Origin of the sequence: Shewanella sp. HL-SH8 (genome assembly GCF_051165765.1) — a bacterium.
Lineage (GTDB): Bacteria > Pseudomonadota > Gammaproteobacteria > Enterobacterales > Shewanellaceae > Shewanella > Shewanella glacialimarina.
Genome location: NZ_CP195039.1, coordinates 1635147 through 1650146, shown reverse-complemented (window position 1 = coordinate 1650146; position 15000 = coordinate 1635147). Strand labels below are relative to the sequence as shown.

The window sequence follows — 15000 nt, the reverse complement described above, 5'->3', positions numbered from 1 at the left end:
CTAGTGTTTAAGTTTCACCACAGGTATTAAGACAAATAGCGTTTAACCGATTTCATCAGCTTTTGAAATGATAGACACTCTAAGTGAGATGACTGCGGGCAGGTCGCTACATGGTTAAGGCTATCTCGTACCGCTTTCAGCCGTTTAATCTGAATATCAATATCTAAGGCTTTTTGCGTAAGTAAAGTGCGGTCGATGGCTAATTCATCGGATTCATCAAACATCGTTGAGATTTCATTTAACGATAATCCCGCAATGCGTCCAAGTGAAATGATATTCAATTTATTTAAAACTTTTGGGGCATATTGACGTCTCAGCCCTTTTCTACCAATAGATCGAATAAGTCCGAGTTTTTCATAATATCTCAGTGTTGAAGGGGCTAACCCAGATTCACGAGAGACTTCTGCAATATCCATAAAATTCGCCATTGACTTAAAGTCGACTTCAAGTTGTACCATGTCTGCCAATATAACAAACTCAAGAAAAAACACAAAGTGGAGGACTGAATGGAAACTTTTATTTGGCTACAAGCAATTTTGGTTGGTATTGGTGCTACGTTAATCATGGATGCATGGGCTTGGTTGCAAAAAAACATATTTAGCACTCCATCACTTGACTATGCACTTGTGGCTCGTTGGGTAGCTTTAATTCCTAGAGGACAGTTGGTACACCGACCTATTATGGCTACACCAGCTGTCAGGGGAGAAAAGCTTTTAGGTTGGATATTACATTACTTGATAGGTATTGTTTTTGCGTTGATTCATGTATTTATCTTGGGAGAAGCGTGGCTAACTGATCCAAGTATGACTCCTGCTTTACTCACTGGTGTTGTGACTATGGTGTTTCCTTTTTGCATCATCCAACCTTGTCTTGGTTTTGGGGTTGCAGCAAGTAAAATGCCGTCACCGTGGAAAGCGCGGTGGTTAAGTTTATTGGCACACAGCGTCTACGGAGTTGGCCTGTTTGGGGCTGCTTTAGTCTTGAAGTACTTAATTTAGTCTCTGTTCTGCAATAAGAGCCTGTTTTTCAAGTCGAGTAATGTTAATGCTCAGGTTTCTTCATGCTTGTTCTATGAATAAATCTCACAGTGTCGTTATCGGATGGGCAACAAGGATGTTGCTCACTTCCTTTATGAAATTTGCAATACTAAACCTTATCTGATGCCTGACGAATAGAACAAAAAATCTAACAAGGTATTGTCCAGAAACGAGTTTACTCTTGTTATTGTGTGACTTTTCTCGATTCATCAATGAAGCTTAATCGAAGAAACAAAAATTCAGGTGCAGATGAGCCAACGAGTATCCAAAACAAGGATGTTTTGGTTAAGCCCACATGGACGTGCTTGCGGCGTCTCGCTGGATCATCTGCACTTGTAGTCAATCTCAAACCTATGAGGATTTAATTGGAACTGTCCAGAAATGAGCTAACTTTTTGTGTTCATCGTTTTCCACAGCCATCAATGAAGCTTAATCGAAGAAACAAAAATTCAGGTGCTGATAAGCCAGCGAGTATCCAAAACAGGGCGAATTTTCACTAAGTGAAATATTTTTGAGCAAGAGGCATGGATGTTATTGGTTTGGTTAAGCCCACATGGATGCTGATTTTAAAACCAAAATCCGCCGTCTCGCTGGATCATTTGCACTTGAAGTCTATCTAACACCAATAAAATTTAATTGAGTTTAGGTTAAATAAATCAGCCCCATCATTGATGGGGCTGTAATTAATTAAATCGACATTATCTGACCATGTGGGATCGGCTGATTAACTCGCTTTAATATCATCCGCCTTACCTGTTTTAGGTAATGGGAGCACTTTTAACGGCTGATAAGGACTTTGTATTAGCTGCTCTTTTAAATAGCTGATGGCTTTTTCTAATTGCGCATCTTCACCTTGATAGGTTGCATGGGGTAAGTTGTTCACCTCAATATCAGGTTCAACCCCATGGGCTTCAACTACCCAACGACCGTCCATTGCATATTGTGGATACTCAGCAACCCTTGCCATACCATTATCAGTAACGCTGTTACGACCGGATAACCACACTCCTGCACCTGCAGTTTGCTTACCAATTAATGGCGCGATACCTAGGGCTTTAATTCCCGCAGAGAAAGTTTCACCATCTGAGTAAGTCATTTGGTCAGCCAGTACCACCAGTTGTCCGCGGAAAGTTTGCTGCATATTGGTGCTAGCGCTACCGTGGGTTGGTTTCCAAAATGCCCACGCTTTACGCAGTAATTTCTCAATAATCCAACTGTCAATATTACCGCCTCTATTGCGGCGAACATCGATGATTAATCCTGGTTTGTCGTAGTTGGTGTAAAACTCACGCGCAAAACTTTCGATATCGCCCGCGCCCATAGCGTATAAATGCAAATAACCAAACTCACCCTTTGATGATTCGGTAACTTTAGCTTGATTATGTTGCACCCAATCTAAATAACGCAATGTGGCATCAGTGTTAGTGTCGGTAGGTAACACCACGGTTTTATGTTGATTTCTGCCACGCTCTAGGGTTAATAACACTTGTTTGTTGGCTTGGTTACGCAATAGCTGTGTTACATCACCTAAATTTGCCACTGGCTTACCATTAATGGCTTTAATGATGTCACCCACTTGGGCATCAACTTCAATACGGGCTAATGGTGAAGCCTGGCTCGGTAACTCAGGATCATTTTGATAAATATGGGCTATCTCAACGCCTTTGGAACTCAGATTTAACCGTGCACCGAGTGACGCCGATTTTGCCGCATCTGCATCTTGCGCTATATCGCCACCGCGAACTTGCGAGTGTAGCGAGTTCAGCTCGCCCATCATTTGTTCAAATATATCGTTTAGCTCGTTACGTTCGGTGACCCTTTGCAGTAAAGGTTGATACTTAGCCTTAGTCGCTTGCCAATCGAGTCCGCGCATTTGGGTATCAAAAAATTGATCTCGGTGCATTAACCACGCATCTTCAAATATTTGCTGCCATTCTTGCATAGGTGAAATGCGTAATTGCCATTGATTTGTTTTGACCTTCGCCTGACTCACATCTGCAGGTAACTTCTCACCCGCTGCAACAATCAATAACTCTTTCGGATTGGCTTGTTTGCGCAGTAAAATAGTGGATTGATCATCAGCTAGAGTAAAGTCAGCGACATCTTCAGCAAATACGTCCACTTTTGGCGCGACATTATCGAACTTAATCCACTTTAAAGCGCTTTTATCATTCACACTATCAATAACATACAGACCTGATTTTGATTGTTGTAAACGGCTGTAATTGCCTGACTCAACAGGCACTTGCCATAGTCGTTGCGCCAAGCCTTGCCATTCAAGTTTTATGTCGGCTGTTTCAACTTTATCCTCATCATCTTTGTCATTTTGTACTGATAACTCGGTTGTTTTAGCAAACGGAAATAGTGCTTTTTTATTTAACGCTAGGGCAAAAACCTGGGTGCGTTTATCAAACACCGGGCCCATGTTTCTGTCGCCCCAAGGTGAACTTGGCGTGGCATTGAAATCACGATTAGATAAAAAGTACAGCCAGTTGCCATCTAAACTGAAGCTTGGTGAGAATGATTCATATTTATCAGAGGTCAGTGTTTGCGCTTTAGATTCATTAACTGAATACAGCACGACTTGCGGGCGTTGTTTACCGATTTCGGCTTTAGTTAATGCGATATATTCGCTGTCTGGTGACCAGACAATATCTTGATATGGCCCTAGACCTTCGCCATTGACGGCGATTTTGCTATTTTTACTCGTGGTTAAATCAAGTAGCCACACATTGCCCATATAATCGTCATGGGCCAAATATCGACCACTCGGTGACAGCTTTAAACTAGTACGTAGCGTATTGCCATCTTTAGTCAGCTGCTTTGCACCCTCGCTGCCATCGGCTGGGAATTGCCATATTTCTTGTTCACCAGAAGCATCACTTATGCCGTATACCCATTTACCATTTTTACTCAGTAATGCATCACGTACTCGACTCTCTGGTGCCGACGCTATTTGAATTAAACGACGATCATCTTTATTGGCTATAGCAACATGGCTACGAGCCGTTATCACCACTTGATCGCCTTTAGGGCTTAAGCTGGTTGAGGTAGCGTAATCCATTGGATCATTAACCCAGTGCTCACGTCGATGGGGAAAGTCACTGCTTAATTCAACATCCACAACCGAGTCTTTATTACTGGCGAGATCAAATAATTTGATGTCTGCACCCTGCTGAAAAACCACTTTACCTTGATGTAATTTAGCATCTCTGACCTGCCAATCGGTATATTGGCTATGTTGCTTAATGTCGCCTCCGGTTAATGACATAGACCAAATATTATCATTACCCGATGCATCACTAATAAAATAAACTCTGTCCTGCCACAACATGGGTTGACGTACTGACCCTTCATGTTGGGTGGTTAACTGCTGTGCTTCTTTGTCTTGGCCTAAACCAAAACGCCAAATTTCACCTTTGGCGCCGCCACGATACACTTTGGCATTATCACCACTGGCCTGCAGACCAAATTGGGTAAAATAAACATATTCGCCTTTAGCATCAATCACCCCTTCTATCGCATCGGCAAGCGGTAAATTAGTTACCGTTAACGTATCAGGATTAATGGTTTTTAATACCCAGAAGTTTGCTGGACCAAAGGCATTGTCTGTGGAATACAGGATCTCACCTGTGGCTGTCCAGCCTTGTAGTCTTATCCGCGAGTTTTCAAAGCTGACCCGCTTGGCCACGCCACCGGCCATAGGCATAACATACACTTCTGTTGCACCTTCGTAGTTAGCGCTAAATGCAATCCATTGTCCATCTTGGGAAATACTGGCATCGGTTTCTTCCGCCGCTTGAGTGGTTAACCGACTGGCGACTTGGCTATTAAGCTGGGTTTTCCATAAATCCCCTTCAGCGGTAAACACTAAGGTATTGTCATGTAATGCGGGGGCGCGATAATAACCATTACTGGCTTGCACCACTGATGAGAACGCACTAACACAACCTAGGGCAATCATGCAGCTTAATACTGAGCGACGAAGTTTCATTAAGGGTTTATTCCATATTATTTTTGTTAGCAGACAAGTTACCAGAATGTGACTTTTTTAAAAGCCTAAAAATGTAACTAATGGCAACAGATTAATCGCCTTTATTGCGGTGTCTTCATAACGCTAGACTACTTATTTTGAAGAGAGGAAGCTCAATGGAAATGATATTAAGTGGCAAAGGTATCAGTTGACGTGAAGTGCTGTGATAAATATCACCGCTAAAATAGGCTCTAAGAGACATGTGTCCCATAGAGACTATTTAGTTTGATTTATAAAACATCACTTTACAGTTAATTGCTGCTTAATCTTGTTGTAATCTTCATGTAGTGGATGATTAAGATTATTCAACTCAGGAAACCGTTGCTCCATCGTTAACATGTAGCGCTCAGCTTGTGACAATTTTTTTAATTTAACCAACTCAGTTAACCTTAGCATCGCTTTATCAGCGGTATCTAAGGTGATCATACCTGAGTCTTTTAAATATTGATTATTAGCAACTTGGGTAAGTTCACTGTGTTCTGATGGTTTGAGTTCCGACATCATTTTTTGCTGACGACTTTGCTCAACTTGCTCAACCACTTTAGCGGTTTCATTCGCTTGTTCAGCTTGCTGCGATAAACTTGTTTGCGACGATCCTTTACTGCTAAATCTATCATCTGCGCTATGAGTGTCGACGATGTTTTGCTCTTGGGCGAATGACGACAATTGAGGTGCTGTAGACATAGGTGCTGCTGAGGTATTAGGTGCAGTCGAGTTAGGTGATGACATGGGCGCAGACTTAAGCGCGGCAGAGGCTGTTATGTCATTAGCTTGGTTATCAGCCACTGGCATATCCAATGATAACGCCTCAAAATCTGATGAGTTTAGACCGGATGGATTAAGCTCTAATGAATTATAGTGCTGCTTCATCGGCATCATCATAAACAAGCCTGCCACCAGCACCACTGATGCTGCGGAAGACAGTTGCCAACGATATTGTCGCCAACCTTTTATGCTTACAACATTCGTTTCGTCCTGGTTTTGAACCGCTAGCGCTAGTGCCGCAGACTGACTTAAGCTTAATTCGGTTTGTGCTTGGGCTAAAATCGCTTCATCTAGTTGCGCTGATGGCTGCGGTTTGGGGCCTTGATGGTATAGCTTAGCGATTTCATCTTGTAAGGCTAAAAATGTTTCATCATGTTGTTGAGTCATCTTTATACCGCCTGTAATTTTTGAGTGACACAAGATTTAATACTTTGATAAGCATAGCGAATACGACTTTTAGTTGCTTCCACTGTCACTTGCGCAATATCGCTAATAACAGATGCGGTCAGGCCTAATTCGACATTAAGTAAAAAGGCTTCTTTTTGTACTGCAGGTAACAAATCAATACAGGCTTGTAATAATCTAGCTTGCTGTTGTTGCTGCAATTGGATATCAGGTTCTACATTTGACGCAGCGTTAAAGCTGTCCATGGTTTGATCTTCTGCCAACTCTTGCGTGTCATCCAAGGGCTTTACCGCGCGAACGTGATCGATAATTAAGTTATGGGCAATTTTATATAGCCAGGTGGTGAATTTAGCACTGACCTGATAATTTACCGCCGCTTTTATTACCTTGCCCCACACCTCTTGATATAAATCTTCCGCCAAGACGTTATCGTAAAGCTGACGCACAAAGTAACGATATAGCGGTCCTTTATGTTTGGTATAAAGGGCCTCAAATGCTTTTATATCGCCCGACTGGTAAGCTAACATCAATTGCTCATCGCTTTGCGCATTAACAAGATTTACGTCTAACTCAAGGGTTTCACTATTATTTGCTGTCATGCACACTCTCTTAAAAATCCGTTTGTTTACCCATAGGCTAGAGGTTAAGTGCCACCAGCCTAGGGGTAATAGTGTTAATTGGTTTGCATCGTTTTCGGCACTGAGCGAGTTACTGCAGGAGAAAGCGCTGATGAATACTCAGTTGGCTGTACCTTGTCATAAAAGCCTCCTTGTTGCCCGACCCCCTGTTCAACGAGCAATTTAGCCGAACGCATTAATTGAACAAACTCATGCCGATAGCCAAATCTATCTTCGCCTAATCCCGTTTGAGCGAGTGTTATCAACTTATCATAATCAGTATTATGCACATAATGATTATGGTTGAGTAATTGCCCAAATCCCGCTACTGCGGCGGCAAACCTGAAATCATCACTGGTTTGTTGAATGCCTTTAACTTCGATGTCGGCATAAATAGGTTGGCTGATTAACAGGCTGTCATTTGCAGCGAGTTTGCCCCCTGAAAAAGGTTTGTAACGCAGTTTTAAAAATGCTATTTCGTTACGGGTAAATGGCTTACCCACCTCCCCTAAACTCGGCTCACGATTTTGCTTATAGCGTAATGGCTCATGCATCAAACTTTCACTGTCGTTATAGCGTAGCTCGTAAATAGCTGTCACATTATGGCCTGCGCCAATTTCGCCGGCATCGACTTTATCATTATTAAAATCTTGACGTTGTAACTGGCGGTTCTCATACCCGATTAAACGGTATTCCGACACGATGGCGGGATTAAACTCGACTTGAATTTTAACATCAGATGCGATGATATCTAACGTTTGCGATAATTTATCATGTAACACTTTACGCGCTTCATTGAGGTTATCAATATAGGCATACTGACCATTAGCTTGATTAGCCAGTTGCTCTAATAAAACATCGTTAAACTGGGCAGATTGTGAGCCTAAGCCAAACCCTAATGTGGTTAAACCAATACCCTTATTTCGTTGTTGGCTGACGTAGTTTATCAAATCTTCTTGGCTGGTCATGCCGAGATTAAAGTCACCATCGGTTGCCAGTAACACCTGATTAATACCTTGTTCAATAAAATGCTGCGCCGCTAAGTCATAAGCGAGTGCCAACCCTTTACCACCATTGGTGCCGCCACCAGCTTGAAGGTTATTTAACGCCTGTTTTATCTGCTGGGTATTATTGCCTTCTGCGCCACTAAGCACTTGGTGTACGCCATTGGCATATACCACAATAGAGACTTTATCTTGCGCGGTTAATGATTGGGTTAACAGCAATAAGGCTTGTTGTAATAACGGTAATTTATCCGCTGCAGACATTGAGCCTGAAACATCGATTAAAAAGACTAAATTTTTAGCTTTTATTTGATCCGCGGCTAGCTTAAATCCTTGAATGCCTATGCGCAGAAGCTTTGCATCTTGGTTATACGGCGAGGGAGCTAATTCGGTATTAATGCTAAAAGGCGCTTCATTTATAGTTGGTATGGGATAGTCATAATCAAAGTAGTTCAGTAATTCTTCGACACGAACACTGTTCTTTAGCGGTAATATTGCACGGTTTATTTGCTGTCTCATGGTGGTATAACTTGCAGTATCAACATCAATTGAAAAAGTCGATATGGGCGTTTCTGCGGTGACCATATTGCCATTTTGCACATAGGCGGCAAAATTTCCGATGGCACCGATGCGATTTTCATTCGACACTAGATGATATTTGTCATTCGCGTTTTGATGAGTAAGTACCGATGATTTAACCCAATCTGATTTAGCCTGACGTTCAGCAATATCTGTGCTGGTTTGCGCTAACGAATAAGTAATCCCTTTACTGTCGTTAGGCATTTTTTGTTGCACGTTTATTCGCTTATCAATCTGCCCTGCTTCAAGTGGCATAGATTCTGATGAAATACCTTCAGGCCCAACAGATTCGGATTCAAGTTTTTGCTGACAGCCCACTAATCCTAAAGCACCGATGAGCAATAAGCCCATTTGCCATTTTGCTTGGGAATAACAGTGCTGTTGCGAAAGTAGATGCTGTGACTGGTTATATCTTGAGAGTCGTAATGAAGTAAAAATAGTCATGGTAAAACCCTTATTTGAATACGCTTGTGTTTTATAACGTAATCAAAACTAAAAAGGGTTTTTCTAAATAACCTAAACACATTATGGCTGCAGTAATTTATCCAATTCAGGCTTGAGTAAAGCTTTCTCATCATCAAAATTTTGAAGATGTTCTTCAATAAAAGCCTGTTTAAAAGCCGGCGTCGCCATAATTAAATCTATATTTGCGATCAACTTTTCACCCGCAGCTGTTTTTGAACAAGCCATATAGCCAAAGTTTGGTCGCATCACACCTTTAATCGGAATAGCTTGAAAATCAAAGTTCAGCCCCTGTAAATCCTGAATTAAACTGGCCTCTTTTGAGTACTCAATAACACCAACTACCCGCTCTTTTGTGAGCATTTCTAAAAGTTTAAGCGTCGAGCCCATGCCACTACGAAAATAAAAAAGACTCAGGATGGGCCAATAATATTGGGTTAATCGCTTCACCATATGAGCGTGATGTCACTACACCTATTTGACCTTTTAAACTTGGGGGTAAATTGGCTAAATCGATTTGTTGTGGAAATTGTGCCGCATACTTTTTTAACACAATTAATCTTAGCGGTGGAAATATACTGATCGGTTTTTGGCTAAAATAAGCCACTTGCTCACGTTCAGTTGATTTAAACTTGTTATACATGCATGCATTGCCAAGCTTATTTAAATCACTCCAAGAGCGAGTATAACTCGCCTGCTGTTGATCGAAATGAAATAGATTTTGGTTATGTTGCAATAAAATAGCAAACATTCCCATCGGTTGCTCTTGGGCTAAATCGTTTTGATTACTGTCAATTTCAGCTAATAAAATTCCCTGTAACGGACTAGCTTGGATTGATTGTAGTAAGGAGGGAAATATCGGGATCAATAACACCAGCTTTAGGCTTAAGCATAGACGCTTAATCATTTTAGCCGTCAATAGAGACTCTTTTTTAAAGATTGAATAGCTCACATAATACTCCTGCAAAACAGTCGTTAACGTCTATCCATTTTTAAATTAATAATCCTTTACAGCGGTGTTTTTGCTTTAACTTTAATTATTCAGGTTGCCCAAAGATACTGATTAACTCAGAAGTTAACAGTGATTTGTCATCTATAGATGCAAAATCATTATGAATAGAGATTAGCTCATTTTGGAAAGGTTTTCTACTCATCGCCTGATCAATCGCATCAATGAGTTGTTTACCATATTCTGTTTTAGAACAGACAATATAACCTGGTGAGGGTTTATCTATTCCTTTTATAGCAATGCTTATAAAATCGAAGTTAATCTTATTCTCAGTAATATGAGTATTAACAGAATCAGCATACTCGATAAATCCATCAATTCTATTAAGCGCTAACATGTCCACGAGTTTGCCAACTGAATTAGCCCCATCACGAAAAAATAATAACTCTTTTTGAGCCGAAATCTGTATGTCGAGCATTTTGCCATAAGAGCGACTTTTAGCCACCGCATAACGCATATATTGCTGCGGCTCAATAGTCGATAAATCAAAGCCTGCTGAATATTTATCGGCATCAGCTGCACGCACAATTAGTCTTAATGGTGGGTATAGGGTAATAGGATATTGGCTATAATAAGCAATTTTTTGCCGTTTTTCGGTTTTGACTTTGTTATACATACAGGCATTGTCAATTTTAGTGATCTCTAACCAACCGCGGGGCATACTCATTTGTTGAAAAGAAAAGGCAATATTTTGTGAGCTGTTTTGTTTCAATAGGGCCAACACAGCCATAGGTTTCATTTGCGTCACATCAATAGCGTTTTCAGAAAACTCACCTAACATTGCAGCTTTCAGTTCAGCGTCATCAGCAAATGAGTTTGATAAAAGCAGTCCAAATACGACTCCACCAGCAAACAAACTTGATGCCGTTTTTATGAATGAAGATTTAATTAATGAGTGTTTGATAGTCAAAGTTCAGCTCTAAATTAGTGATTATAGTCAGTCAATATAAAGTTAAACTACTGATAAATTTAACTCGTTTTTTAAATTATTCTATGATGATTATATTTCGGCATACACCATTCCATTATTGCCAAACGGAATCCTTGATCCACAAATAACAATATAACACCTTTTGGGTATCATTTTAGTAACAAAGCCGGATAACTCACACTTTTTTGATCTTTATCATTTTTATGAGCAAGCGGTTCAAACCTCACTCTATAGAGTTTTCTATTTTACAAACTAAGTGTTAGCCGCACGAAACACTAAACAGCAGCGAAACAAAAGTCATCATGCTATTATCTGTCCCCTTTTTTATCGCCTTAATATTAATGCTGTAATCACTTCGCCACTAACTGGGTAATGATGAGCTAAATATACCAATAAATAGTACATTAAGGAGTAAACATGCAAGCCCTTGTTGCTGTAGTTATGGGTTCTAAAAGTGATTGGCCAACGATGGAAGCTGCGGCTGAAATTATGGATAAACTCCAAGTGCCTTATCATGTTGAAGTGGTTTCAGCTCACCGTACTCCAGACAAGCTGATGGACTTTGCCAGTACAGCTGTCGACAAAGGTTACAAAGTCATTATTGGCGGCGCGGGTGGCGCGGCGCATTTACCTGGCATGATAGCTTCAAAAACACGTTTACCTGTTCTGGGTGTCCCGGTGCAAAGTAAAGCATTATCAGGCATGGACAGTTTATTATCTATCGTACAAATGCCAAAAGGTATTGCCGTAGGTACTTTGGCAATTGGTACAGCGGGCGCATTTAATGCAGGCTTATTAGCCAGCCAAATCCTTGCAATAACCGACAGTGAGCTTGCTGCTCGACTTGAGGCGTTTCGTGAAGAACAAACTCGCATGATTTTAGACAATCCTGATCCGAGAGAAGCGTAATGAGCCAACAACATACTGTTTGGGTGTTAGGTGATGGTCAATTGGGTGCAATGCTCAGTCATGCAGGTCAGCCTCTAGCGATAGATGTTCGCCCGGTTGACATCATGGCGCCAACAGGCGACACCTTACCCATTGATGCATCACACATCATTACCGCTGAACGTGAACAATGGCCAGAATCAAGCACTAGCTTACAACTCAGTACTCATGCGCACTTCATCAATGGCCCTGTATTTGGGCGCCTAGCCGATCGTTTCACTCAAAAAAGTCTGTTAGATGAACTCAAGGTAGCCACATCACCTTGGCAGCTAGTTGACGATAAAGTACAAGCCGACGACTTACATCAAGCCTATGGCGATCGTGTGTTACTAAAGCGTCGCACCGGTGGTTATGACGGTAAAGGTCAACATTGGTTAAAACAAGCTGAAGCGACCAGCATTCCGAATGACTGGCGCAATGAAGCCATTGCCGAGCAAGCGATTAATTTTGACGAAGAAGTGTCTTTAGTCGGCGTGCGAACTCAAGATGGCCGCTGTTTATTTTACCCTTTGACATTAAACTTGCATCAAGACGGTATTTTAATGGCGTCAATTGCGCCATTAGCTCGTCTTAGCCATTTGCAAGATGAAGCTGAAAGCATGCTTTCAACTATCATGAATGGCCTTGAGTATGTCGGTGTTATGGCCATGGAATGTTTCCGTATCGGCGAACATTTACTGGTAAATGAACTGGCTCCACGGGTGCATAATTCAGGGCATTGGACTCAAACGGGTTGTCATATCAATCAGTTTGAATTGCATTTACGTGCTCTATGTAACTTGCCCACTCATACCCCACAAGTAAACTTCCAGTGTGTAATGGTGAACTTAATTGGCATTGAAAAAGACGACCGCTGGTTAAGCCTGCCTAACGCTGAACTTTTTTGGTATAACAAAGAAGTTCGCCCAGGTCGTAAAGTGGGTCATTTGAATCTATCAATACATAATACTGCAGCGTTAAATGAAACCATAAACCAATTAAAATTATGGATGCCAACGCAATATCAAGCACCACTTGATTGGATATTGGCTGAGTTTGCTTAAGGTTTATTAAACCTCAGTGAAATACAAGAAGGAGCCTAGGCTCCTTTTTTTATGTTTGATCATTTGTGGTCTGGCGTCGCTGCAATTTAATCACACGGCGTCTAAGTGATATTTCAGTCTATTTTTATTTTTAATCTGATAAAGATATGGATCACATAAATGATACGTTGTAACATAACTCAAAATTACTTCGAGATCATTAACCGTGCTTCAACAACAAAAACTGCCTGTGACGGTACTTTCTGGTTTTCTGGGTGCAGGTAAAACCACCCTGCTTAGCCATATTCTGAATAATCGTGACGGTAAAAAAGTCGCCGTTATCGTCAATGATATGAGTGAAATTAATATTGATGCAGCCACAGTCAATAATGATATATCGCTTAATAGAAGCGATGAAAAGCTGATCGAAATGAGCAATGGCTGTATCTGTTGTACATTACGTGAAGATCTTCTGATCGAGATAAGTCAATTAGCTAAAGAAGGTCGATTTGATTACCTAGTCATTGAATCAACAGGCATATCTGAGCCATTACCTATTGCCGAAACCTTTACTTTTGCAGATGAAAATGGCGTATCGCTGTCAGATATTGCTACGTTAGACACTATGGTTACCGTTGTGGATGCGGTGAATTTTTTACGCGACTATGAGGAAGCGCAAGATATACAAGAAACAGGGCAATCACTTGGGGATGAAGATGAAAGAAGCGTTGCTGATTTACTTATAGATCAAGTCGAATTTGCTAATGTTATTTTGATCAGTAAAACAGATTTAGTTGAATCACCCGAACTAGAAAAACTTATCGCGATCCTCAAAGCCTTAAACACCACAGCTAAGATTATTCCCATGTCAGAGGGGAAAATTGATACTAGCCTGGTTCTTAACACCGGCTTATTTAACTTTGAACAAGCCCAATTAGCCCCAGGCTGGCTTAAAGAGATGCGTGGAGAACACATTCCTGAAACAGAAGAGTACGGCATAAGTAGTTGCAACTTTCAGGCGCGTCGTCCATTTCATCCCGACAGATTTCATCAGTTTATTCACAATACTGAACCGTTTGGAAAACTACTCAGATCCAAAGGCTACTTTTGGTTAGCGTCACAACCAGAATTTGTCGGTCAATGGAATCAAGCTGGAGGAATTGCACGATATGCTATTTCAGGAATGTTTTGGAAAGCAGTACCAAAAGAAGATTGGCCCACTGATGAGGAGTCTCTCATGGAAATACAAAAACAATGGCTTGAACCTTTTGGTGACATGCGTCAGGAACTAGTCTTTATTGGTCAAAAATTAGATAAAACTGCCATGATACAAGCATTAAATGACTGCCTGCTAACTGATGATGAATTGCTAAAAGGCCAAGATGATTGGGTGACACTCAATGATCCCTTCCCACAATGGGGAGATGATCAATGAGTCAGTTAGAAGCTGTACACCAAGAAAAAATTCATAGCACTCTCTCTCGGCGCTCAGTAAAAGGAGATGACTTAGCTATTTTTACAGATATTTACCAACCAGAAACGAATATCGTGATTTGGCAACGTAGCATATCTGAAGCCTTATCTTTAACCGTCAGAACATTTGTTAATGCCAGTACCACAAAGCAAACAATATTGGCCGTAACGCCACAAGATACCCAACAAAAACTCTACGATATATTTGGTCAAACCGATGCGGTTACTTTGATCAGTCATGACATTTCTCAGCTAGTAGATATGTTTTGTTGTTTATTTGATCAAAAGCGTGTCGGATTAAGGCTAACCATTTTAGACCATGCCATGTGTCCTCGATTTCATGTCGATCGTATCCCTTGCAGATTAGTCACCACGTACCAAGGCATAGCGACTCAGTGGCTTGAGCATAAAGATGTAGTAAGAGGCAAACTAGGTGCGGGTAACCAAGGTCATACTGATGAAAACTCAGGACTATTTGATCATCAAAACAAAATTCAACACTTAAACACCGGTGATGTGGCATTACTAAAAGGTGAGCTTTGGGATGAACATCAAGGGGCAGGATTAGTTCATCGCTCCCCACCATTAGCGGTTGGTGAATCTCGTTTACTGTTAACTATCGACTTCATTAATTAAGGTTTGCGGGTCTTTTAAAGCCAACTTCACAGCAATTTGCTGCAAGGCATTCGCTTAGAAGACTCGCCATCGTTTGCAA

Annotated in this window: 13 protein-coding genes; 5 read left to right on the top strand and 8 right to left on the bottom strand. The window is 41.1% G+C overall.

Features of this window, described 5'->3' with window-relative positions; all coding sequences use genetic code 11:
• Window positions 1–26: 26 nt before the first annotated feature.
• Window positions 27–416, bottom strand: a complete 390-nt coding sequence (locus ACRWQN_RS07345) for a helix-turn-helix domain-containing protein (protein ID WP_335667261.1) — start codon at window positions 414–416, stop codon at window positions 27–29.
• Window positions 417–506: 90 nt separating this feature from the next.
• On the opposite strand from ACRWQN_RS07345, the gene ACRWQN_RS07340 reads away from it, so the two are divergent.
• Window positions 507–998 carry a DUF2938 domain-containing protein gene (locus ACRWQN_RS07340; protein WP_434940332.1) on the top strand — a complete coding sequence of 164 codons (492 nt, stop codon included), beginning with the start codon at window positions 507–509 and terminating at the stop codon, window positions 996–998.
• A 763-nt stretch (window positions 999–1761) separates the two neighbouring features.
• On the opposite strand, the gene ACRWQN_RS07335 is transcribed toward ACRWQN_RS07340, so the two are convergent.
• The 7 genes from ACRWQN_RS07335 to ACRWQN_RS07305 form a co-directional block, all read right to left on the bottom strand.
• Window positions 1762–5031: a S41 family peptidase gene (locus ACRWQN_RS07335; RefSeq protein ID WP_434940331.1), complete on the bottom strand. Its 3270-nt coding sequence runs from the start codon at window positions 5029–5031 to the stop codon at window positions 1762–1764.
• A 279-nt stretch (window positions 5032–5310) separates the two neighbouring features.
• Complete coding sequence (locus ACRWQN_RS07330; RefSeq protein ID WP_434940330.1) at window positions 5311–6222, bottom strand: hypothetical protein; 912 nt, start codon at window positions 6220–6222, stop codon at window positions 5311–5313.
• A gap of 2 nt (window positions 6223–6224) precedes the next feature.
• Window positions 6225–6839 carry a sigma-70 family RNA polymerase sigma factor gene (locus ACRWQN_RS07325; protein WP_434940329.1) on the bottom strand — a complete coding sequence of 205 codons (615 nt, stop codon included), beginning with the start codon at window positions 6837–6839 and terminating at the stop codon, window positions 6225–6227.
• Between the two features lie 74 nt (window positions 6840–6913).
• A complete protein-coding gene (locus ACRWQN_RS07320) occupies window positions 6914–8884 on the bottom strand; it encodes a vWA domain-containing protein (protein WP_434940328.1) in 1971 nt (656 codons plus the stop codon).
• Window positions 8885–8965: 81 nt separating this feature from the next.
• Window positions 8966–9355, bottom strand: a complete 390-nt coding sequence (locus ACRWQN_RS07315; RefSeq protein WP_434940327.1) for a hypothetical protein — start codon at window positions 9353–9355, stop codon at window positions 8966–8968.
• Entirely contained in the window at window positions 9297–9854 is a 558-nt protein-coding gene (locus tag ACRWQN_RS07310) for a hypothetical protein (RefSeq protein ID WP_434940326.1), read from the bottom strand. Before ACRWQN_RS07310 ends, ACRWQN_RS07315 begins: the two co-directional genes overlap by 59 nt.
• An 85-nt stretch (window positions 9855–9939) precedes the next feature.
• A complete protein-coding gene (locus tag ACRWQN_RS07305) occupies window positions 9940–10821 on the bottom strand; it encodes a hypothetical protein (protein WP_434940325.1) in 882 nt (293 codons plus the stop codon).
• Window positions 10822–11259: 438 nt separating this feature from the next.
• Between ACRWQN_RS07305 and purE the strand changes: the two genes are divergently transcribed.
• From purE to ACRWQN_RS07285, 4 genes are all read left to right on the top strand, one after another.
• The gene (purE, locus tag ACRWQN_RS07300) at window positions 11260–11751 is read left to right on the top strand and encodes a 5-(carboxyamino)imidazole ribonucleotide mutase (protein WP_226410624.1); all 492 of its coding nucleotides are present in this window, start codon (window positions 11260–11262) and stop codon (window positions 11749–11751) included.
• Window positions 11751–12833 (top strand): 5-(carboxyamino)imidazole ribonucleotide synthase, encoded by a 1083-nt coding sequence (gene purK / locus ACRWQN_RS07295; protein ID WP_434940324.1) that lies wholly within the window; start codon window positions 11751–11753, stop codon window positions 12831–12833. The genes purE and purK overlap by 1 nt, the downstream gene beginning before the upstream one ends.
• 205 nt (window positions 12834–13038) lie before the next feature.
• Window positions 13039–14247: a zinc metallochaperone GTPase ZigA gene (zigA, locus tag ACRWQN_RS07290; protein ID WP_434940323.1), complete on the top strand. Its 1209-nt coding sequence runs from the start codon at window positions 13039–13041 to the stop codon at window positions 14245–14247.
• Window positions 14244–14921, top strand: a complete 678-nt coding sequence (locus tag ACRWQN_RS07285) for a DUF1826 domain-containing protein (RefSeq protein ID WP_434940322.1) — start codon at window positions 14244–14246, stop codon at window positions 14919–14921. Before zigA ends, ACRWQN_RS07285 begins: the two co-directional genes overlap by 4 nt.
• The last annotated feature ends 79 nt before the right edge of the window (window positions 14922–15000 follow it).

What these genes read in the sequence shown, in the direction of transcription:
- ACRWQN_RS07340 (WP_434940332.1), top strand. Translation starts at nt 507, where the DNA reads ATGGAAACTTTTATTTGGCTACAAGCAATTTTGGTTGGTATTGGTGCT.
- ACRWQN_RS07320 (WP_434940328.1), bottom strand. Translation starts at nt 8,884, where the DNA reads ATGACTATTTTTACTTCATTACGACTCTCAAGATATAACCAGTCACAG.
- ACRWQN_RS07315 (WP_434940327.1), bottom strand. Translation starts at nt 9,355, where the DNA reads ATGGTGAAGCGATTAACCCAATATTATTGGCCCATCCTGAGTCTTTTT.
- purK (WP_434940324.1), top strand. Translation starts at nt 11,751, where the DNA reads ATGAGCCAACAACATACTGTTTGGGTGTTAGGTGATGGTCAATTGGGT.
- ACRWQN_RS07335 (WP_434940331.1), bottom strand. Translation starts at nt 5,031, where the DNA reads ATGAAACTTCGTCGCTCAGTATTAAGCTGCATGATTGCCCTAGGTTGT.
- ACRWQN_RS07345 (WP_335667261.1), bottom strand. Translation starts at nt 416, where the DNA reads ATGGATATTGCAGAAGTCTCTCGTGAATCTGGGTTAGCCCCTTCAACA.
- purE (WP_226410624.1), top strand. Translation starts at nt 11,260, where the DNA reads ATGCAAGCCCTTGTTGCTGTAGTTATGGGTTCTAAAAGTGATTGGCCA.
- ACRWQN_RS07285 (WP_434940322.1), top strand. Translation starts at nt 14,244, where the DNA reads ATGAGTCAGTTAGAAGCTGTACACCAAGAAAAAATTCATAGCACTCTC.
- ACRWQN_RS07330 (WP_434940330.1), bottom strand. Translation starts at nt 6,222, where the DNA reads ATGACTCAACAACATGATGAAACATTTTTAGCCTTACAAGATGAAATC.
- ACRWQN_RS07325 (WP_434940329.1), bottom strand. Translation starts at nt 6,839, where the DNA reads ATGACAGCAAATAATAGTGAAACCCTTGAGTTAGACGTAAATCTTGTT.